The organism is Mycobacterium sp. NPDC051804 (assembly GCF_044452905.1).
Taxonomy (GTDB): Bacteria; Actinomycetota; Actinomycetes; order Mycobacteriales; family Mycobacteriaceae; genus Mycobacterium.
Map to the genome: position 1 here is coordinate 1 of NZ_JBITCD010000006.1, position 22364 is coordinate 22364.

8 protein-coding genes are annotated in these 22364 nt (G+C 63.5%); 6 read left to right on the forward strand and 2 right to left on the reverse strand.

Going from position 1 to position 22364, the window contains the following annotated elements; genetic code table 11:
• Together ACIA48_RS22915 and ACIA48_RS22920 are read left to right on the forward strand one after the other, a co-directional pair.
• The coding region (locus ACIA48_RS22915) for an amino acid adenylation domain-containing protein (protein WP_396736900.1) at positions 1 to 6468 on the forward strand (6468 nt) is incomplete at its 5' end.
• A gap of 46 nt (positions 6469 to 6514) precedes the next feature.
• Positions 6515 to 8089: an MFS transporter gene (locus ACIA48_RS22920; RefSeq protein ID WP_396736903.1), complete on the forward strand. Its 1575-nt coding sequence runs from the start codon at positions 6515 to 6517 to the stop codon at positions 8087 to 8089.
• Between the two features lie 51 nt (positions 8090 to 8140).
• On the opposite strand, the gene pks2 is transcribed toward ACIA48_RS22920, so the two are convergent.
• The gene (gene pks2 / locus ACIA48_RS22925; RefSeq protein ID WP_396736906.1) at positions 8141 to 14515 is read right to left on the reverse strand and encodes a sulfolipid-1 biosynthesis phthioceranic/hydroxyphthioceranic acid synthase; all 6375 of its coding nucleotides are present in this window, start codon (positions 14513 to 14515) and stop codon (positions 8141 to 8143) included.
• Positions 14516 to 14970: 455 nt separating this feature from the next.
• Here pks2 and htpG point away from each other — a divergent pair, with 455 nt between their 5' ends.
• The 4 genes from htpG (at position 14971) to ACIA48_RS22945 (ending at position 21534) form a co-directional block, all read left to right on the forward strand.
• Positions 14971 to 16914, forward strand: coding sequence for a molecular chaperone HtpG (gene htpG / locus ACIA48_RS22930; RefSeq protein ID WP_396736908.1), 1944 nt, complete (start codon positions 14971 to 14973; stop codon positions 16912 to 16914).
• Between the two features lie 239 nt (positions 16915 to 17153).
• Complete coding sequence (locus ACIA48_RS22935) at positions 17154 to 18899, forward strand: AMP-binding protein (protein WP_396736910.1); 1746 nt, start codon at positions 17154 to 17156, stop codon at positions 18897 to 18899.
• A gap of 25 nt (positions 18900 to 18924) precedes the next feature.
• The gene (locus ACIA48_RS22940; RefSeq protein WP_396736913.1) at positions 18925 to 19791 is read left to right on the forward strand and encodes a class I SAM-dependent methyltransferase; all 867 of its coding nucleotides are present in this window, start codon (positions 18925 to 18927) and stop codon (positions 19789 to 19791) included.
• A 6-nt stretch (positions 19792 to 19797) separates the two neighbouring features.
• Complete coding sequence (locus ACIA48_RS22945; RefSeq protein ID WP_396736916.1) at positions 19798 to 21534, forward strand: AMP-binding protein; 1737 nt, start codon at positions 19798 to 19800, stop codon at positions 21532 to 21534.
• A gap of 6 nt (positions 21535 to 21540) precedes the next feature.
• Here the strand turns inward: ACIA48_RS22945 and ACIA48_RS22950 are convergent, their stop codons facing one another.
• Entirely contained in the window at positions 21541 to 22362 is an 822-nt protein-coding gene (locus ACIA48_RS22950; RefSeq protein WP_396736919.1) for a TIGR03621 family F420-dependent LLM class oxidoreductase, read from the reverse strand.
• Positions 22363 to 22364: the final 2 nt, after the last annotated feature.

The following is a 22364-nucleotide window of genomic DNA, read 5'->3' on the forward strand; positions in this document are numbered from 1 at the left end:
TTTGTGGCGTGTCCGTTTGGTGGTGTGGGAACCCGGATGTATCGCAGCGGGGATTTGGTGTCCTGGGGCCCGGATGGGCAGTTGCGGTATGTGGGCCGGGCCGATGAGCAGGTCAAGATCCGCGGGTATCGCATCGAGTTGGGGGAAATCCAAGTCGCGCTGAGCGCCCTGGATGGGGTGGATCAGGCGGTGGTGATCGCCCGTGAGGACCGCCCCGGGGATAAGCGTCTGGTCGGTTATGTGACCGGTACTGCCGATCCGGCGGTGCTGCGCGCTGATCTTGGGCAGCGGTTGCCCGCCTATATGGTGCCGGCTGCGGTGGTGGTGCTCGAGGCGTTGCCGGTGACGGCCAACGGCAAGCTGGACACCCGGGCGTTGCCGGCACCGGAATACGCCGGCACCCAGCGGTATCGGGCGCCTGAAACCGTGGTCGAAGACATCCTGGCCGGGATCTACGCCCAAGTCCTGGCAGTCGAACGCGTCGGCATCGACGACTCCTTCTTCGAACTCGGCGGAGACAGTATTTTGTCGATGCAGGTGGTGGCCCGGGCCCGAGCCGCGGGTCTGTTGTGTCGCCCGCGCGATCTTTTCGTCGAACAGACCGTGGCCCGCCTGGCTCGGGTTGTCGAAATATCTGACGGCGCAGCCACTGTCGTCGACGAGGGCATCGGTGCGATGGCCCCGACGCCGATCATGAGCTGGTTGGCCGGTATGCAGGGCCCGGTTGATCAGTTCAACCAGACCATGGTCTTGCAGGCCCCAGCCGAGGCAAGCGAAGCCGATGTGGTGGTGGTGTTGCAGGCGCTGCTGGATCGGCATGCCATGTTGCGGCTTCGCGTCGACGAAGACGCCGCCGGTGAATGGTCGTTATATGTGCCCGAAGCCGGCTCGGCGCAGGCGCTTGAATGCCTGCGCACGGTGGAGGCGCTCGATGACGAGGTGGTCGCGGCTGCGCGTTCGCGGTTGAACCCAGCCGCCGGGGCGATGCTCAGCGCACTGTGGGCCAGCGCGACGCATCAGCTGTTGTTGATGGTTCATCATCTGGCCGTTGATGGAGTGTCGTGGCGAATCCTGTTGGAAGACTTGAATATTGCTTGGGTGCAACATCACAACCGGCAACCGATTACGCTGCCATCACCGGGAACCTCGTTTGCCCGGTGGTCGGCACTGCTGGCCGAGCACGCACACACCCGTGACGTTGTCGGCCATGCCGAGTCGTGGCGGCAGGTGGCCGCCACTCCAGTCGCTCTGCCGGCGGTACAACCAGCCGTGGACACCTATGCGAGCGCTGGGCAGTTGTCTTTGGAGATGGACACCGAGACCACTCGGATATTGCTCGCGGAGGTGCCTGCGGCGTTTCATGCCGGAATTCACGACGTCTTGTTGATCGCCTTCGGGTTGGCGTGCGCAGAATTCCTCGGGACCTCAGAAGCGCCAGTCTGTATCGATGTGGAGGGCCACGGTCGCAATGAGGAGCTGGCCGACGATGTGGACCTGACGCGCACGGTGGGCTGGTTCACCACTAAATACCCGGTTGCCCTCACGGTCGGGCCGCTCGACTGGGCGCGGGTGGCCGCCGGTGATCCGGTGCTGGGCGCGGCGGTTAAGGGCGTTAAGGAACAATTGCGCGCCCACCCAGACGGCCTGACGTACGGGTTATTGCGGTATCTGAACCCCCACGTCGAGATGGGTGCCTCGGATCCGGTGATCGGGTTCAACTATCTGGGCCGGTTGGGCGCCGCCGCCGGCGAGGTCTCCGAAGACCTCTGGCGGATCTCGCCGGAGGGATTGTCGACGACCGGTGCAGCCGCGACCGCGCCAATGGCCTTGGCCCACACCGTGGAACTCAACGCGGCCACCGCTGACAGTGATACAGGCCCACGGCTACACGCGAACTGGACCTGGGCTCCGTCGGCGCTCGATCGCTCGCAGGTAGATCGGTTGAGCCGGCTGTGGTTTGAGGTACTGAGCGGGATCTGTGCGTACGTGCGTGCCGGCGGGGGTGGGTTGACGCCATCGGATATCGTGCCGGCCAGGTTGAGCCAGGCTCAGCTTGACGAGTTCGAACAGCAGTCCGCTATATCGGATGTGCTGCCGCTGACGCCGCTGCAGCAGGGGCTGCTGTTTCACGCCGGCACCACGCAGAACAACAGCGACGACGTGTATGCGGTGCAGCTGGATGTCACCATCACCGGTCTGCTGGACGCAGACCGTCTGCGTGACGCGGTAGACAACGTCGTCCGTCGGCATCCGCATCTGTTGGCCCGCTTCTGTGCACAGTTCGACGAGCCGGTTCAGCTTATCCCCGCCGAACCGATAATCCCTTGGCGCTACGTCGATTTGAGTGCTGACGACGTCGATCTCGAAGAGCAGATCCGGAGTGTGTGCGCCGAAGAGCGCGCGGCTGTGTGCGATCTGGGCGGGCAACCGGCATTTCGCGCAGCGTTGATCCGCGCCGCGGTAGATCGGCACCGGTTCGTGTTGACCAATCATCACATCGTGGTCGATGGTTGGTCGATGCCGATTCTGCTCGGCGAGATCTTCGCGGGCTACCATCGTCAGCCGCTGCCCCCGGCGGTCCCCTATCGCCGGTTTGTCAATTGGCTTGCGGATCGCGACCTCCACGCGGCCCGCTCGGCCTGGAGCGAGGTGCTGGCCGGATTCGAGACCCCCACCCTGGTGGGTCCTTCCGATCGGCTGGCACTTGGCGCACGAGGCGTGATCAGGCACCAACTCTCCACGGAAAACACCAGGGCGCTGGGCGAACTGGCGCGAGCACACCACACCACGATCAGTACGGTGCTGCAGGCCGCGTTCGCGCAACTGCTGTGTTCGTTGACCGGCCAGCACGATGTGGCCTTCGGTGCGGTGGTCTCGGGTCGCCCAGCCGATCTGGCCGGTGCGGAGTCGATGGTCGGATTGTTGATCAACACGGTGCCGGTGCGCGCGACCCTCAACGCCACGACCAGTACCCTCGAACTGCTCGAGCAGCTACACATCGCTCAGCACCGCACCCTCGAGCATCAATATCTGGCGCTACCGGAGATCAATCGCCTTGCCGGTCAACACCAACTATTCGACACCTTGTTCGTCTATGAGAACTATCCGATCGACACCGCCACCGAATCTGGGGCCGGCGAGCACGAATTGTCCATAGCCGAGTTCAATGCTCGCGAGTACAACCACTACCCGCTTGCGGTGCAAGCGATCCCGGGCCATGAACTCGGGCTGCGGGTGGAATTCGACACCGATGTGTTCGATGCGGCCAGCATCGAGACGCTGATCGAGCGGTTGGCGCGGGTGTTGGAGGGTATGGCGGGGGATCCGTTGCGGCCGGTGTCGTCGATCGGTGTGGTCGATGAGGATGAGCGTGCCCGGCTAGCGGCGTGGTCGCATCAGCTGGTGTTGACGCGGCCGGCGTCCACTGCGGTATCGGTTCCAATATCGTTCGCGGCGCAGGTGGCGCGCACGCCGGAGGCTGTGGCGATCAGCTGTGACGGCGACTTGTGGACGTACCGCGAGGTGGATGAGGCGTCGAATCGATTGGCGCATCTGCTGGTTGGCCATGGTGCTGGGCCGGGGCAGCGGGTGGCGTTGTTGGTGCCGCGCTCCGCTGGCGCGATCGTCGCGATGCTGGGGGTGCTCAAGTGTGGGGCGGCGTATGTGCCTGTTGATCCGGCGCATCCCGATGCGCGGATCGAGTTCATGCTCGCTGATGCCGCCCCGGTCGCGGTGTTGACCACGGCGGGTCTGGGCTCGCGTGTGGCCGGGCACGACACGTTGGTGGTGATCGATGTCGAGGATCCCGCGATCGATGCCCAACCTGTCTCCGCGCTTGCGGCGCCGTCGCCGGAGGACATCGCGTATGTGATGTACACGTCCGGAACCACCGGAGTCCCGAAGGGGGTGGCGGTCACGCATGCCAACGTGGCGAGGTTGGTGGCCGGGGTGGGTGCGGTGGTGCCGACCGGTGCGAATCAGGTGTGGTCGCAGTGGCATTCGTTGAGCTTTGACGTGTCGGTGGGCGAGATCTTTGGGGCGCTGCTGGGTGGGGGCCGGTTGGTGGTGGTGCCTGAGGATGTGGCGCGCTCACCGGAAGAGTTGCACGCCCTGCTGGTCGGCGAGCAAGTCGATGTGGTGAGTCAGACGCCGTCGGCGGCGGGGATGCTCTCGCCGGTGGGGTTGGAGTCGGCGGTGTTGATCGTGGCCGGTGAGGCGTGCCCGGGTGAGTTGGTGGATCGGTGGGCGCCGGGACGCACCATGATCAACGCCTACGGTCCGACGGAGGCGACGGTGTATGCGGCGATCAGTGCACCGCTGAGTCCGGGGGCGGATGTGGTGCCGATCGGGTCGCCGGTGGCCGGGGCGGCGTTGTTCGTGCTGGATGGCTGGTTGCGTCCCGCCCCGGTGGGGGTGGTGGGTGAGTTGTATGTGGCTGGTTCTGGTGTGGGTGTGGGTTATTGGCGTCGGGCGGGGTTGACGGGGTCGCGGTTTGTGGCGTGTCCGTTCGGGGTGGCCGGTCAACGGATGTATCGCACCGGGGATCTGGTGGCCTGGGGTGCTGATGGGCAGTTGCAGTATTTCGGGCGTGCTGATGAGCAGGTCAAGATCCGCGGGTATCGCATCGAGTTGGGGGAGATCCAGGCTGCGTTGAGCGCGCTGGAGGGAATCGATTCGGCGGTGGTGATCGCGCGTGAGGACCGCCCCGGCGATAAGCGCCTGATCGGGTACGTCACCGGTACCGCCGATCCGGCCGATATCCGTGCGCAACTGGGTGAGCGGCTGCCGGGTTATATGGTGCCCGCGGCGGTGGTGTTACTCGACGCGCTGCCGCTGACCCCCAATGGCAAGCTGGACACACGCGCCCTGCCGGCACCGGACTACCGGGGCGCCGATACGTACCGCGCGCCGAGCACGCCCATCGAGGAGATTCTGGCCGGAATCTACGCCCAAGTATTGGGATTGGAGCGGGTCGGGGTTGACGACTCCTTCTTCGAACTCGGCGGCGATTCGCTGTCGGCGATGCGCTTGATCGCCGCGGTCAACTCCAGCTTGAACGCCGACCTCTCGGTGCAGGCGCTGCTCAAGGCGCCCTCGGTGACGCGCCTGGGTCAGGCGTTGAGCGAAGTCGACGGCGCAGACGCGTTCGTGTCCGTGCACGGCCGGCACGCGACAGAGGTACACGCGGCCGAACTCACGCTAGACAAATTCATCGATGTGACGACGCTCGACGCCGCCCCGGCGCTGCCAGGTCCGAGCAGCGAGGTACGGACGGTCCTTCTGACCGGGGCGACGGGTTTCCTTGGGCGTTATCTGGCCTTGGAATGGCTGGAGCGGATGAAATCGATCGACGGCACGCTGGTCTGTCTGGTGCGAGCCGAATCCGACGACGCTGCGCGACGCCGCCTAGACCAGACTTTTGACAGCGGTGACCCGCACCTTCTCGCACACTTCCAGGAGCTGGCCGCTGATCATCTGGAGGTTATCGCCGGCGATAAGGGCGAAGCTGACCTGGGTCTGGATCAGCAGACCTGGCACCGGCTGGCCGATACAGTCGATCTGATCGTCGATTCAGCAGCGGTGGTCAACGGCGTGCTGCCCTACCGCGAGCTGTTCGGGCCGAACGTCGTCGGCACCGCAGAGCTGATTCGGTTGGCGCTGACCACGAAGCTCAAGGCCTTCAGCTATGTGTCGACCGCCGACGTGGGCAGTCAGGTCGAGCCATCGGCATTCACCGAAGATGCTGATATTCGGGCCATCAGCGCCACCCGCACCATCGACGACAGCTATGGCAACGGATACGCGAATAGCAAGTGGGCCGGCGAGGTGCTGCTGCGCGAGGCCAATGACCTATGCGGACTTCCGGTCGCAGTGTTCCGCTGCGACATAATCCTTGCGGACACAACCTACGTTGGTCAGCTCAACATGTCCGACCTGTTCACCCGGATGGTGCTGAGCGTGCTCGCGACCGGGATTGCGCCCGCCTCCTTCTACCTTCTCGACGCCGAAGGGGACCGACAACGGACGCATTTCGACGGTCTGCCTGTGGAGTTCGTCGCAGAAGCGATCGCGACGCTCGGGAATCTGATGACCGATGAACTGCAGACCTACCATGTGATGAATCCGCACGACGACGGCATAGGAGTCGACGAGTACGTCGACTGGCTCATCGAGGCCGGCTATCCGATCCGGCGCATCGGTGACTTTGGGGAATGGTGGCAGAAGTTCCAGACGGCCCTGCGTGCGATGCCAGATCGACAGCGTCAACACACGGTCTGGCAGCTGTTGCCGTCAACCGATTCGAATGACTTGCAGCCATCAGAACCGGAGCGCTCCGTCGCACATGTCGACCGATTCCGGGCTGCGGTGCGAGAAGCACGCATTGGCCCGGACAACGACATCCCGCACGTCTCTCCGCCGGTCATCATCAAATATGTCACCAACCTGCAACTGCGCGGACTGCTCTGACGTGAAAGGACACGCGCACAACGCCTTTGCTCTAGGGTTGCCCGCTATGGCGGCCCGCAACGAGGGGGAGCGGGCACCGCGTCCCCCCACAACAGAGCGCGCCGAACGAGCGACCTCGATACACGTCGAACAGACCACACCGGACCAGACGGGGAAGCTGTTCCGCGGTTGGCGGCCAGTTCGCCAGTACACCGCCGCGGTCATTGCGATTGGCGGGGTGCAGCTGATGGCGATGATGCACGGTCCCGTCGCAATATTCGCGCTCCCCAGTATTCAGGACGAGCTCGGCCTGTCGGATGCCGGGCGAAGCTGGGTGATCACCGCAAATCTATTGACCTTCGGTGGACTGATGCTGTTGGGCGGCCGCGTCGGTGACACCATTGGCCGCAAGCGGGCCTTCATAATTGGAGTCGCGCTGTTTACCGTCGCTTCGGCCATGAGCGCGCTCGCCTGGAATATTGGCACTCTCATCGTGGCCCAGTTGCTGAAAGGCGCGGCGGCCGCGATCATGGCACCGACTTGTGTAGCGCTGGTCGCGACCACGTTCCCGAAGGGCCCCATACGCAACGCTGCGATGGCGCTGTTGGGCGCGATGGCCGGGTTCGGCGGAGTGGTGGGCCTGGCAGCCGGCGGGGCACTCACGCAGGTGTCATGGCGGCTCGCATTTGCGGTGACCGTCCCTATCGGGCTGCTGGTGCTGTTCCTGGCCCGTACCACGCTGAAGGAAACCGACAAGGAGCTCATGAAGCTCGATGTCGCCGGCGCCGTGCTGGCCACGGTGACCTGTGGCGCTGCGGTGTTCGGATTTTCGATGGGGGCCGAAAGCGGCTGGTTGTCCGTCACCACGATCGGTTCAGCCGTGGTTGCTGTCATAGGTGCCGCGGCGTTCGCGGTGGTTGAGCGCACCGCAGAGAACCCCATCATGCCGTTCAGCATCTTCTTCGACCGCGACCGGCTCGCCACGTTCGCCACCTTGTTCCTTGCCGGCGGGGTGATGTTCACCTTGGTCCTGCTCGTCACTGTTTATGTGCAGAATCTGATGGGATACAGCCCGCTGCGCGCCGCCATCGCCTTCATTCCGTTCGCGATCGCGGTGGCGATGGGAATGGGTGTGTCATCGCGGCTGGTGGCATGGCTTCCGCCGCGTGTCGTCGTGGTCCTCGGAACGTTTCTGATGCTTGGTGCATTGCTGTATGGCTCCACGCTGAACCGCGACGTCCATTACTTCCCGAATCTGGTGCTGCCCATCGTCCTCGGCGGCATCGCTATTGGCGTGATGAATGTCCCGCTCGGACTTTCGCTGATCGCCAGCGTCGGAATAGACCGGCTCGGGCCCACCTCGGCCATTGCAGTGATGCTGCAGAGCCTCGGCGGCCCGCTGGTACTCGCGGTCATTCAGGCCGTCATCACGTCGCGTACTGTGCACCTCGGCGGTGCGAGCGGACCGGTGAAGTTGATGAACGCCGCCCAGTTGGACGCGCTGGACCACGGATACACCTACGGTCTGCTATGGCTCGCTGGTGTGGTCATCGTGCTCGGCGTTGTGGCGTTGCTGATCCGCTACACCGCAGCGGATGTGGCCCACGCTCAGGAATCCCAGAAAGCCCTCGACGCCGCGTAAGACGGCGCGAGAATCACCGGCGCAAAGCCGATCGTGCTGCCGCCTCACCCGTTAGGCATTCACCTTGGGGCTGGCGTCCCTCGCCTGCGCTGGAGACAGCTTTTCGTTCAGCAGCCCCGCTAAGCCGCGCACTGTGCCGATGTTGGTGAGGTCGCTCGCGTTGATGCGCACTCCGGTTTCCGTTTCTATGCGAGTGCGTAGTTCGAGGGCGCCCAGGGAGTCCATACCGTACTCCGACAGCGGCCGGTCCGGGTCGACATTTCGACGCAGGATCAGACCAACCTGGTCGGAGATCAGGCGCCGCAGTCGGACCGGCCATTCCTCGACCGGCAACTCTTCGAGCTCGGCACGCAGTTTGCTTGTGCCGCTTGCATTTTGACCGAGGGAGCGGAAAGCCTCAGCAAACGGGCTGTGCTGGGCGAAGGCAGTCAACCACGGGGTTCCCATGATCGGCGCATACCCGCTGTAGCCGCGGTCGTGGCGCAGCAGCATTTCAAAGGAGTATGCGCCTTCGTCGGGCGCAATGGCCATGCCGGCGCCCTCTGCAAGCGCCGTACCACGACCGATCTGGCCCCACGCACCCCACGCGATTGCGGTGCCCGGCAGTCCTTGGGCCCGTCGCCACGCGGTGAACGCATCGAGCCAACTGTTGGCCGCGGCGTAGGCGCCCTGCCCCGGCGACCCGACCAGCGCGGCCGCCGAGGAGAACACGCAGAACCAGTCCAGTGGCTGGGCAGCGGTGGCGGCGTGCATGTTCCACGCACCGAACACCTTGGCCGCCCAGTCACGCGTGATGAGCTCGTCGGTGATATTTGTCAGCGTGGCATCCTCGATCACCGCTGCCGCGTGCAGCACACCGCGCACCGGCAACCCGGTGGCCGTCGCGGTCGCCACCACCCGGTCGGCCGTCTCGCGCTCGGAGATGTCGCCGCATTCGACTACTACGTCGGCGCCGATCGCCCGGATGCACTCGATGGTCTCCAGAGTGGCTTGATTTGGCTGCGAGCGAGATGTCAGCACAATGCGTCCGCACCCGGCCGCGGCCATCTTCTCGGCGAGGAACAAGCCCAGCCCGCCCAGACCGCCGGTGATGATGTAGGAGCTGTCGGGGCGGAAGACCTGAACCTGCTCAGGGGGCACCGTTACGTGGCTTGAGCCGCTGTGCGGCACATCGAGCACCAGTTTGCCGGTGTGCTGGGCACCGCTCATCACCCGAATGGCGGTGGCGGCGTCGGCAAGTGGATAGTGCGTGCTCTCAGGCATCGGAAGCACGCCGTCGGCGGTGAGTTGGTACACGGTGTTAAGCAGGTCTCGTACTTGGTCGGGGTGGCTGACCGACATCAACCCGAGGTCGACGCCGTAGAACGCGAGATTGCGACGGAAGGGGAACAAGCCCAGCTTGGTATCGCCATAGATGTCGCGCTTGCCGATTTCGACGAACCGCCCGCCCAACGCCAGCAGCTTCAACCCGGCGACTTGCGCGGCGCCGATCACCGAGTTGAGCACGATGTCAACGCCATAGCCGTCGGTGTCACGGCGAATCTCGTCAGCGAAGGCGACACTGCGTGAGTCGTATACGTGGTGAATTCCCATGTCTCGCAGTAGTTGTCGACGTTGCTCGCTACCGGCTGTGGCGAAGATCTCCGCGCCGGCGGCACGGGCGATCGCGATGGCTGCTTGACCGACCCCGCCGGTGGCGGAGTGGATGAGCACCTTGTCGCCGGCTCTGATTCGGGCCAGATCGTTGAGGCCGTACCAAGCGGTGGCGTGCGCAGTTGTCACCGCGGCGGCTTGGGCGTCCGTCAACCCGGATGGCAGCGTGACGGCCATGCGGGCATCACAGGTCACAAACGTGCTCCAGCACCCGTTGCCGGACAGTCCGCCGACATGGTCGCCGACCTGGTGGTCGGTGACATCGGGCCCGACCGCGGTCACCACTCCAGCGAAATCGGTGCCCAGCTGAGGCAGACGCCCCTCGATGGCAGGGTAGCGGCCGAAGGCGACCAGCACATCGGCAAAGTTGATGCTCGACGCGGTGACCGCGACCTCGATCTGTCCCGGTCCCGGCGTAATCCGCTGGCAGGCAACAAGTTCCATCGACTCCAGATCACCCGGGGTCCGGATGTGTAGGCGCATCCCGTCGTGCTCATGACTGACCACGGTGGTCTGACGCTCTTCGGGGGCCAGCGCACCTGGGGTCAACCGCGCGACGTACCACCGGCCGTCCCGCCACGCAGTCTCGTCTTCCTCGGATCCGCTGAGTAGTTGCTGCGCCACCTGCTCAGCAGCGGTGAGGTCGTCCAGATCGATCTGGGTGGCGCGCAGATGTGGTTGCTCGGTGCCGATCACCCGCATCAGACCACGCAGTCCAGCCTGTTCGAGATTGGGCCGGTCGCCGACCAGAACCGTTTGCGCAGAACGGGTGACGACGTACAGTCGGGGTGGCTCGCCGGCGATATCGGGCAACTGACGCGCGATGCGCACCAGATGCTGCACATGCTCGCGGCCTAATAGCGGAGACTGATCGTCACCGTTCCCGCTTCTCGATCCCTCAACGATCACTACGCCGGTGAATGCAACGCCGCGCAGCTGGCTTTCGAGCAGTTCCGTATTCTCACTCACATCGGCAGCCTGGGGCCAGCACATCGTGGTGCACTGCCCCCCAAGGTTTTTGAGCGCGTCGGTCAACGCGCCGGCAGCCGCGTCGGAGTCCGTGGTGCTGATCAGCAACCAGGATCCCGGATCGGCGTATTCCACTTCGGGCAATTCTCGTTGTCGCCATTCGATGGTCAGCAGGCGCTCAGCCAACACCCGAGCTCTCTGATCGGCTTCGGATGCGCCTGCGCCCAACCGCAAGCCCTCCACGGTGACCAAGATGGTCCCGTGCTCGTCGAGCACGTCGATGTTTGCCTCGACGCCCGAAGTATCGGCTTTCGTCACCCGCGTATAGCAGTAACGAACATTGCGGGCTGGGCTGTATACGCGTAGTCGACGGACACCCAAGGGCAACCCGAGTGCACCCTCGCCCAGACGCTGTACGTCCGGATGAGCTTCTACGGCCTGGAAACAAGCATCCAGCAGCGCCGGATGCACGCCGTACGCATCCTGCTGCGAACGGATCTCGCGTGGCAGGGCGACCTCGGCGAGCACGGTGTCGTCCGTGTCCCCACCAGTGTGCACCGCACCGAGACCAGCGAACGCCGAGCCGTACTGAACACCACGCTGGTCCATGCGCCTGCGCACATCGTCGCCATCTTCGCGAGCCGAATGCGCCTCAAGAAGTATCGGGATGTCGTGCGCCGGTGGCTGCGCGTCTTCTGCGATCTGTAGAACTGCGGCAGCATGACGGGTCTGCTCGCCGCCCTGATTCGTCTCCACGGCGAACTCGAAGACCCCCGGCGACGACAACGACGCGGAGGCGCCGATAGTGGTCTGCTCGTCCAGCAACATTGCCTGCTCGAAGCGGATGTCGAGTACTTCGGAGGATTCGCCCAGCACAGCATGCGCCGCCGCTAACGCCATTTCGCAATAGGCAGCGCCCGGAAGCACGGCTACATTGCGGATCTGGTGATCGGCCAGCCAAGGTTGCTCGGCGGTGCCGAGGTTCCCTTGCCAAACGTGGCGTTCCGGCTCCTCCTGCAGTCGCACGTGCGGACCCAGCAGGGGATGCACTGAAATGGTGCATCCGCCGTGCGTGGGGGAGGAGTCCTGACCGTCGCGGTTCAACCGGAGCTGCCGGTGCGTCCATGTCGGCAGCGGGGCATCCACCAGCTGGCCACTCGGATAGAGCACGGAGAAATCCACCGCGGCACCAGCACAGTGCAGATCGGCCACGAATCCACGCAAGCCATGCGGCAGTTCCTGCTCGCGGCGCGTGCTGGCCAGGGCCGCCAACGTGATGTCGAGGCTGCGGGCGTTCTGCTCGAGCGGATGGGTCAGCAGAGGATGCGGTGCCAGCTCCGCGAACACCCGGTAGCCGTCTTCCATCGCGGCCTGCACCGCCGCGGCGAACCGAACCGTTCGCCGCAAATTGCCCACCCAGTAGTTGGCATCGCACAGCGGACGTTCACGCGGATCGAAGAGGCTTGTCGAGTAGAAAGGAACTTCTGGTGTCTTCGGAGCCAGCTCGGCGAGCGCCTCCGAAAGCTCGCTGAGGATGGGTTCGACCTGCGGAGTATGTGATGCAACGTCGATGGCCACCTCGCGGGCCATGATCTCGCGTTGCTCCCATTCGGCGACCAGTTCGCGCACCGTCTGAGGCGCTCCGCCGATCACGGTGGATTCCGGGGATGCCACCACGGAGATCACGACGTCGTTGATCCCGCGGGCCATCAATTCGGAGAGCACCTGCTGAGCGGGCAATACCACGTTCGCCATCGCTCCGGACCCGGCGATGCGGGCCATCAGCCGCGAGCGGCGACAAATTACGCGTACCCCGTCTTCGACTGACAACGCTCCCGCGACTACTGCCGCGGCGGTTTCCCCAAGGGAGTGCCCGATCACCGCACCCGGCTGCACACCGTAAGACTTCATGGTGGCGGCGAACGCGACCTGCATCGCGAAAAGGGTCGGCTGCACGCGGTCAACGCCGGTCACCACCTCGGGTGCAGTCATCGCCTCGGTCACCGAGAACCCCGACTCCGCTGCGATCAGCGGCTCGATAGCGGCCACTGTCGCGGCGAACACCGGTTCGCTGGCCAGCAGGTCAGCGCCCATTCCCGCCCACTGCGACCCATGCCCGGAGAACACCCACACCGGGCCGCGGTCGTCTTGCCCGGCCGCTGCCTGATACGGACTGTCACCCTCGCCAACCTCGCGTAATGCTGCGATCAGTTCCTCGGGGTTCTCGGCAATGAGCGCCGTACGCACTGGACGGTGTCCACGCCGGCGCGCGAGGGTGTAGGCCAGATCCGGCAACGCCACGTCCTCGTGTGCGTGCACCCAGTCAGCCAGCCGTGCGGCAGTTCGGCGCAGTTCATCGGCAGAGGTCGACGACAGCGGGAACAGCTGGGGACCCTTCGTCGCCAGGCCGGCGCTCCCGTTGCGGGGCGCGTCCGCTGTGAGGCTTCCGGGCGCTTGTTCCACGATGGCGTGGGCGTTGGTTCCCGAGAACCCGTAGGCTGAAACTGCGGCTCGTCGGGGTCCGTGGCCATTCTTCGGCCAGGTCGTGTTCTCCTGCGGCACAAAGAGATTGGAGTTGATTCGAGCGAGATCGTCGGGCAAGCCGGTGAAATGCAGATTCTGTGGGACAACACCGTGCTGCACGGCAAGAACCGCCTTCATCAACCCCAAAGTTCCCGAGGCGGACTGGGTGTGCCCGAAGTTCGTCTTCGACGCCGCCAGCGCGCACGGCCCGTCGACGCCGTAAACCTCTGCCAAGCCGCTGAATTCGATGGGATCGCCGGTGGGGGTGCCGGTGCCGTGTGCTTCCACCATGCCGACGGTTTTCGCATCCACGCCTGACGCGGCCAAGGCGGAGCGATAGGCAGCGACCTGCAGAGGCTTCGACGGTGTGGTGATGTTCACCGTACGGCCATCGTTGTTCAGGGCCGTACCGCGCACGACGGCCAAGATCCGGTCACCATCGCGCAGCGCATCGGGCAACCGCTTGAGGAGCACCATTACGGCACCCTCCCCAGAGGCGAACCCGTCCGCGTTGGCGTCGAACGCATGGCAGTGTCCAGTCGCCGACAGCATGCCGCCGGCCGATCCTGCGGAGGACTTGCGCGGATCAAGCAGAAGCGTGGCGCCGCCGGCGAGCGCGACGTCGCATTCGTCGTCGTGCAGGCTGCGACATGCCATATGCACGGTGACGAGGCCTGACGAGCAGGCGGTATCCACCGTTATCGCCGGACCGTGCAGATCCATGGCATAGGCGATTCGTCCGGACGCCATGCTGTAGTTGTTGCCCAGGAAGCCGTACGGCCCCTCCAGGGCGTGGGCGTCGGCTGCAACCAATATGTAGTCGCCATGGGTCAATCCCACGTACACGCCGGTCCTCGAGCCAGCCAGGCTTGCCGGGCTGAGGCCGGCGTGTTCCACTGCCTCCCAAGACGTTTCGAGTAATAGACGATGCTGCGGGTCGACCGCCGTGGCCTCACGCTCACCGATCCCGAAGAAGTCGGAATCGAAGCCCCCGAAGTCATCAAGGAAAGCGCCCCACTTCGACACCGATCGACCAGGCACCCCGGGCTCCGGGTCGTAGTACTCCTCGGCGTCCCAGCGATCGGGCGGGATTTCGGTGATCAGGTCATCACCCCGCAGCAGCGCGTCCCACAGCTGCTCCGGGGAGTCGATGCCCCCGGGTAGCCGGCAGGCCATGCCGACTACGGCAATCGGAGTGACTGTTTTCGTGTCCTTGGTGGACGAAGCCTCGGCTGATTCTGAGGCCGAAAGCGAGTTACCCCCGGTCCTGAATGACGTCATTTCCCCTCCGCATAGCAATGGTTGCTGTGGCCTCCGGCCGCCGCACGGCTCGACACCGTGCATCTATGAGGTCAGCAGGACAGCGACGACGGCGCCTTGATGCGCTTCCTCGATGGCATTGGTTTGCCTTGGCAGGCGGTCACAATCGACAACGCTAATTTCACACATGGTTTTTGTCTTGAAATCCGAGCAATCCGTCCTGGGTGCAACACTAGCGAAGACATTGGCGCACTTCGTGGCTGGTAAGCGAGTGTGTCGTTGCGGAAGTGCCCGGTTATTGACGTTCGCGATGTTTGCGTGACCGGTCGTAGACGGACGTCGGACCCCCTTAGTCGGCAACCGCAGCCGAGCTTACGAGCCGTCGGGCGCGTCCAGTCAACGCTCCGGGCGGCTGGCCAGTAGACGCTCGCTATCATCTGTCCCGTACTGAAGGTTCTGGCATCGAACGGAAGCACATGACTGCACACATCGAACAGTTGGAATTCCAGGCGGAGGCGCGCCAACTACTGGATTTGCTTATCCACTCGGTGTACTCCAACAAGGACTCCTTTCTACGCGAGTTGATCTCGAACGCCTCCGATGCGTTGGACAAATTGCGACTAGAGACCTTGCGCAACAAGGACCTCGTAGTCGACGCATCCGATTTGCACATCGAGATCGACGTCGACAAGGGTGCGCGCACGCTGACTGTGCGCGACAACGGCATCGGGATGACGCACGACGAAGTCATCGACCTGATTGGCACGTTGGCCAAATCCGGGACCGGTCAGTTGCGCCAGCAATTGCGCGAAGCCAAGAACGCCGCGGCCTCCGAGGAGCTTATCGGTCAGTTCGGCATAGGTTTCTACTCGACGTTCATGGTGGCTGACAAGGTCGAGCTGCTCACTCGAAAGGCCGGCGAAAGTGAGGCCACCCGGTGGGTATCGAGCGGCGATGCCACTTACACCATCGAAGCCGTTGAGGATGCCCCGCAAGGGACGGCTGTGACTCTGCATCTCAAGCCCGAAGACTCCGAGGACCAGCTACACGATTACACCGTGGAGTGGAAGATCCGAGAGCTGGTCAAGAAGTACTCCGACTTCATCTCATGGCCCATCCGGATGCAAGTCGAACGGCGCACCCCGCAGACTGAGGAGGGGGGCGAAACCGGGCCTGAAACCGTCACCATCGAAACGCAGACCCTCAACTCGATGAAGGCGGTGTGGGCCAAGTCGAAAGACGAGGTCTCCGAGGAGGAGTACAAGGAGTTTTACAAGCACATCGCGCACGCCTGGGATGACCCGCTCGAGGTGATCGCGATGAAAGCCGAGGGCACCTTCGAATACCAGGCACTGCTGTTCATACCGTCACAGGCGCCGTTCGACCTGTTCAGCCGCGATGCCAAGGTCGGGATACAGCTCTACGTAAGACGCGTTTTCATCATGGGCGACTGTGACGAGCTCATGCCCAGGTATCTGCGCTTCGTCAAGGGTGTCGTCGATGCCCAGGACATGTCGCTCAACGTCTCTCGCGAAATCTTGCAGCAGGATCGACAGGTCACCGCGATCCGCCGTCGGCTGACCAAGAAGGTCCTGACGACAATCCAAGATCTGCAGTCGCAGCGCCCGGAGGACTACCGCACGCTTTGGACGCAGTTCGGATCAGCGCTCAAAGAGGGCCTGATGTCCGACGTTGATAACCGGGACACCCTGCTGCGTATTGCGTCGTTTGCCTCGACGCACAGTGATGAGGAATCCACCACTCTCGTCGAGTACATCGAGCGTATGAAAGACGGTCAGGATCAGATCTTCTACGCAACCGGACAGTCACGAGACCAACTGCTGAAGTCGCCGCATCTGGAGGCTTTCCGCGCGAAGGGCTACGAAGTATTGCTGCTCACCGACCCGGTCGATGAGATCTGGGTGGGCTCGGTGCCCGAGTTCGACGGTAAGCCGTTGCAATCGGTCGCCAAGGGTGAGGTCGATCTCGACTCCGAGGAAGAGAAGAGCGAGGCAGAGCGCGAGGAGAAGGAGAAGGAATTTGCCGAATTGCTCGCCTGGTTGAAGGAGAATTTGAGTGAACATGTCGCAGAAGTGCGACTGTCCACGCGCCTGACCGAGTCGCCGGCCTGCCTGATCACCCCCACCTTCGGCATTTCACCCGCGCTCGCGCGCATGTACCGGGCGTCCGGACAGGCGGTCCCGGTCTCGAAACGCATCCTCGAACTCAACCCGACACACCCGCTCGTCACCGGACTGCGACTGGCGTTGAAAGAGCGGGACGACGACGCCTCCCTAAATGAACTGGTTGAGACCGCCGAGTTGCTGTACGGCACAGCCCTGCTCGCCGAAGGCGACATACCCGAGGATCCGGCAAAGTTCGCCGGACTGCTCGCGGAGCGTCTGGCTCGCACCGTGTAACGCTGTGCGCGCAGCCCGCCTGTGCGCAGCACTGGTTGGTGTCCTCACGCGCGATCAGTCGCTTGAGCGCGCGTCGTCGGCAAACACGTACGCGGGCGGGCTCGGCGGCAAGAGGGACTGATCTTGACGCAAAACAGCAGTTCGTACCGCCCGCCACCGCCTTGACGGTAACGACAATTGGTTCTGTGCCCAGCAAACGTCTCTTTCGCAAGTGAAATGAGACCGACCACGGTAACCTGATGCGCGTGATCGAGACCACCCTTGTGGACGTGCTGCGCGAGCGCGCCAGTTTGCAGCCGAACGACACGGCATTCACCTTCATTGATTACGAGCAGGACCTCAATGGTGCTGCCGAAACGTTGACGTGGTCAAAGCTGTATCGACGAACAATGACCCTTGCGTGTGAGCTCGAACGTCACGGTTCGCCCGGCGACCGTGCCGTCATATTGGCACCGCAGGGCCTTGACTACATCGTTGCGTTTCTCGGCGCACTGCAGGCAGGCCGGATTGCAGTGCCGCTTTCGGTGCCGCTAGGCGGCGTCAGCGATGAGCGTGTTGATTCGGTGTTGCGCGACGCGTCGCCCTCGGTCGCTCTCACCACGTCCGCAGCCGCCGACGTGGTAGGGCAGTACGTCAAATCGCATTCGGAAGCAGCCGTACCTACAGTCGTCGCAGTTGACCTGCTCGATTTCAACGCGCCGGCAGGGTCCGGAGCGCATATCAAGGACCGCCCGAGTACTGCGTATTTGCAATACACATCAGGGTCTACCCGTGCGCCGGCGGGCGTCATGATGTCGCACAGAAATGTATTGGCCAATTTCGGGCAAGTCACGGCGGATTACTTCGCGGACTCCGGAAACGTCCCGCCACCTGACACAACGATTGTCTCTTGGCTGCCCTTCTATCACGACATGGGCTTGTATTTGGGAGTCTGCGGGCCAATTCTCACAGGTCTGCACGCTGTGCTGATGAGCCCGTTCGCGTTTCTGCAGCGGCCCGCCCGGTGGATGCAATTGCTGGGTAGCAACAGCAAAGCGTACACAGCGGCACCCAATTTCGCGTTCGAGTTGGCGGCGAAGAAGACATCCGACGAGGACATGGCCGGGTTCGACCTTTCGGACGTCCTCGTCGTCGCCACTGGCAGCGAACGGGTACACCCGGCGACACTGCGGCGGTTCACACAGCGATTTGCCAGTTTCAATCTGCGTGACACGGTGATCCGACCTTCGTACGGACTTGCGGAAGCGACGGTCTATGTGGCGACCCGCGGAGGGGCGCAACCGCCGGCCATCGTGCGGTTCGACTCGGAGAAGCTGGCCGCCGGCAAGGCGGAGCGTTGTGAGAATGGTGGTGGCACACCGCTGGTCAGTTACGGTGTGCCGCAATCACCTACGGTTCGGATCGTTGATCCCGACACCATGACCGAGTGTCCTGCGGGAATGACGGGTGAGATCTGGGTGAACGGCGACAACGTCGCGCTGGGTTATTGGCAGAAACCTGACGAGACCGAAGCCACGTTCCAGGGAAGGCTCGTCGCTCCGTCGGCCGGCACGCCGGAGGGGCCGTGGCTGCGGACCGGGGATCAGGGCTTCTTTTTCGATGACGAGCTGTTCGTCATGGGCCGTATCAAGGATCTGTTGATCGTCTACGGGCGCAACCACTCTCCGGATGACATCGAGGCGACCGTCCAGGAGATCACGGCGGGTAGGTGCGCGGCGATCGCGGTGTCGGATACGCACGCCGAGAAGCTGGTGGTGTTGATCGAAGTCAAGAAGCGGGGCGAGACTGTCGAGGATGTGGCAGAAACGCTCACTCTCGTCAAACGTGAAGTGACCTCGGCGATCTCGAACTCGCATGGTCTTAGCGTGGCGGATCTCGTTCTCGTGTCACCTGGGTCTATACCAATTACCACGAGCGGCAAGGTCCGGCGTGCGGCATGTGTTGAGCAGTACCGGCACAACCAATTCGCTCGCCTCGACGCATAGCGGGGGACAACGTGAAGGGGAGGAAATGACAACCACTAGTGAGCGCGGTGCATCACCTGAGTCCATCCAGCACCATTACGACATAAGCAACAAGTTCTACTCACTGTGGCTCGACGAGTCGATGACGTACTCGTGCGCGTTATGGGACGGCGAAGACGACGACCTTGCGACTGCGCAGATGCGCAAGCTCGACTATCTCGTGGCCGGGGCAGATGCATCGGGGCGTGACCGTGTGTTGGACATCGGCTGCGGCTGGGGTTCGGGAATGCAGCGGCTCGTTGACGTGCATGGCGTGCAGCACGTCACGGGTCTGACTCTCAGCGAAGCACAGGCTCACCACGTCAAGGCCGCAGCCAACCCTCGGGTGGAGGTGCTGCTCCGGGACTGGGCCGATTTCCTGCCGGGTGAACGCTACGACGCAGCCATCTCGATCGGTGCCATGGAGCATTTCGTGAAATTCGGTTGGAGCCGCTCGGATCGAGTCGCGGCGTACCGGCGATTCTTCGAAAAGTGCCACGAGTGTCTGAATCCCGGAGCTGGTTTGGCACTGCAGACCATCGGCAAGGGCAACGTTCCGATGGACGAACTGGGGCTGCAAGATTGTTTGTTCATCGTCCAACACATATTTCCTGAATCGGATCCGCCGAGGCTTGCCGAAATAGCTCACGCCGCCGAGAAGCTGTTCGAGATACGGTCGGTGGTGAACCACCGGGAGCACTACGCACGTACCTGCGGAGCGTGGCTGAAAAGGCTGCGCAGCAATCGGGCCGGGGCGGTCGAAATCGTTGGCGACGAAAAGGTCTCGGTCTACGAGCGATATCTCGAAGCATCGGTGCGGCAGTTCCGGCTTGAGCACGCAAATCTCTACCGCATCTCCCTCAGGAGGGTGTAAGCCGCTGTGATCGAGTCTTCCCCCGCCGATATCCTGCGCGAGCGTGCAGGCTTTCAGCCCAACGACACCGCGTTCACGTTCATCGATTACGAGCAGGATTGGAACGGTGTCGCCGAAAGCCTGACGTGGTCGCAGGTGTACCGGCGAACGACGAACGTCGCCCACGAACTCAAACGCCATGCGTCGCCTGGCGATCGAGCCGTGATATCGGCACCCCAGGGACTGGACTACATCGTCGCCTTTTACGGAGCCCTACAGGCGGGTTTGATCGCTGTCCCGCTGTCGGTTCCACTGGGCGGCGTCACCGATGAACGCGTGAATTCGGTACTCGGTGATTCGTCGCCAGCTGTCGTTCTCACAACGTCCGCTGTCGCCGGACTCGTCAAAGAGGCCTTGAAAACGCAGAATAGCGAATCCGCAACAGCAGTAGTCGCTGTCGATCTGCTCGATTTGGATGCGCCGCCGGGATCCGTAGCCGGGTTCGCGGATCGCCCGGAGATTGCGTTTCTGCAGTACACCTCCGGGTCGACCCGCACGCCTGCGGGGGTCATGGTGTCGAACAAGAACCTGATGACCAATTACGGGCAGCTCATGGCCGACCTGTTCGCCGACGACGGTAATGTCCCACCGCCTGACACCACGATCGTGTCGTGGCTGCCGTTCTATCACGACATGGGTCTTATGGTGGGGGTCTTCGTGCCCATCCTGGCGGGACTTCACGCTGTCCTAATGAGCCCGTTCGCGTTCCTGCAGCGGCCGGCTCGGTGGATGCAGTTGATGGCAAGCAATCGCCATGCGTTCTCGTCGGCGCCCAACTTCGCTTTCGAAATCGCGGCGAAAAAGACATCCGACGACGACATGGCCGGGCTGGACCTCGGGGAGGTGCGCGGCATCGGCAGTGGCAGCGAGCGGATTCATCCCGCCACCATCAAGCGCTTCACTGACCGGTTCGCCCGCTTCAACCTTCGCGATACGGCGTTGCGACCCGGGTATGGGCTGGCCGAAGCGACCGTGTACGCGGCGACCGGTCGGCCGAATCAGCTCCCGAAGATCGTGCGTTTCGATTCGGACAAGCTGACCGCTGGCCGAGCAGAGCGCTGTGAGAGCGGTGGTACACCGCTGGTGAGTTACGGTGTGCCGCATTCGCCGACAGTTCGGGTCGTTGATCCCGATACCAGGACCGAGTGCCCGGCGGGGATGACGGGTGAGATCTGGGTATACGGCGACAACGTCGCCCTGGGCTATTGGCAGAGGCCGGAAGAGAGCGAAAACACCTTCAAGGCAACCGTTGTCGCGCCGTCTGCGGGCACACCCGAAGGTCCGTGGTTGCGCACCGGAGATCAGGGCTTCTTCTTCGACGACGAGCTGTTCGTCATCGGCCGGATCAAGGATCTGCTAATTGTGTACGGGCGCAACCACTCTCCCGACGACATTGAGGCGACGATCCAGGAGATTACAGCGGGCCGGTGTGCTGCGATCGCGGTCCCGGACGGTCACACGGAGAAGCTCGTCGTCATCGCCGAGGTCAAGAAGCGAGGTGCTTCCGAGCAGGAGGCTGCCGACAAGCTGACCGTCGTCAAGCGGGAAGTGACCTCAGCGATCTCCAACTCGCACGGTCTCGCCATTTCGGATCTGGTCATGGTGTCGCCCGGTGCAATACCGATCACCACGAGCGGCAAGGTCAGGCGCGCAACATGTGTCGAGCATTACCGGCAGAACCAATTCTCCCGAGTCGACGCCTAGGCACTTTCAGCGCAGTTCAGCGATCACCTTCGCGAACTCCTCGCCGTGCTGCTGCTGCACGGTGATGTAGGTGATGCCGTAGGTGTCGCGTAGGTCGCGGATTGTGTCGGCGATGTCGCGCGGCGTGCCCGAGAAGACGGCGGGGGTGGCCAGCATCTCTTCCTCGTTCAGGTCCGGCAGGAACCGTCGCACGAGCGACAAGTCGGGAACCCCCGAGTTGTCGGTGGGCAGTGCGATCACGGACAGATTGAGTTCCAGCTCATCGAACCGGTCACCGGCGGCCTCCCGCACGAAGGCGATGCGATCGGAAAGTGGATCCTTCCCGCCGATGATGGGGTGCCCACCCGTCAGCCCGATGATGTCGGCTCTCTGTGCGGCGAGGGTAAGCAGCTTGTCGCCGTTGCCTGCGATGAGGATCGGCACATCCGCCGCGTGCTCGTTCATGTGCTCGGTGACGTGACGCAGCCACGCGACGCGTTCACCCGCAGTCGGGTACGGCAACTCGGCCTGCTCGAACTCCTCCTTGACGTACCCCGCGCCAAGGCCGAGATCGAAACGGCCGCCACTGAGGTCGCGCAGCGACGTGACGTCCCGCGCCAGTAGCGCGGGCCGGTAGAAGCCGGCATTCAGCACGAACGTGCCGACCCGCAGCTTTTCGGTCGCCATCGCCATCGCCGTCATCATCGGGAACGGCGCCGTCGTATAGAGGTGGTCGGCCATGTGGATGATGTCGTAGCCCATGTCCTCCGCGCGGCGCGCCCAGTCCTGGACCGACTTTTGCCGACGTGCCGCCTGCAGCCCCACACCGAACCGGAAATCTTTGGCCATCC

Excerpts from the sequence above, each read along its gene's own strand:
- ACIA48_RS22920 (WP_396736903.1), top strand. The coding sequence starts at position 6,515 with ATGGCGGCCCGCAACGAGGGGGAGCGGGCACCGCGTCCCCCCACAACA.
- ACIA48_RS22940 (WP_396736913.1), top strand. The coding sequence starts at position 18,925 with ATGACAACCACTAGTGAGCGCGGTGCATCACCTGAGTCCATCCAGCAC.
- htpG (WP_396736908.1), top strand. The coding sequence starts at position 14,971 with ATGACTGCACACATCGAACAGTTGGAATTCCAGGCGGAGGCGCGCCAA.
- ACIA48_RS22935 (WP_396736910.1), top strand. The coding sequence starts at position 17,154 with ATGCGCGTGATCGAGACCACCCTTGTGGACGTGCTGCGCGAGCGCGCC.
- pks2 (WP_396736906.1), bottom strand. The coding sequence starts at position 14,515 with ATGACGTCATTCAGGACCGGGGGTAACTCGCTTTCGGCCTCAGAATCA.
- ACIA48_RS22950 (WP_396736919.1), bottom strand. The coding sequence starts at position 22,362 with ATGGCCAAAGATTTCCGGTTCGGTGTGGGGCTGCAGGCGGCACGTCGG.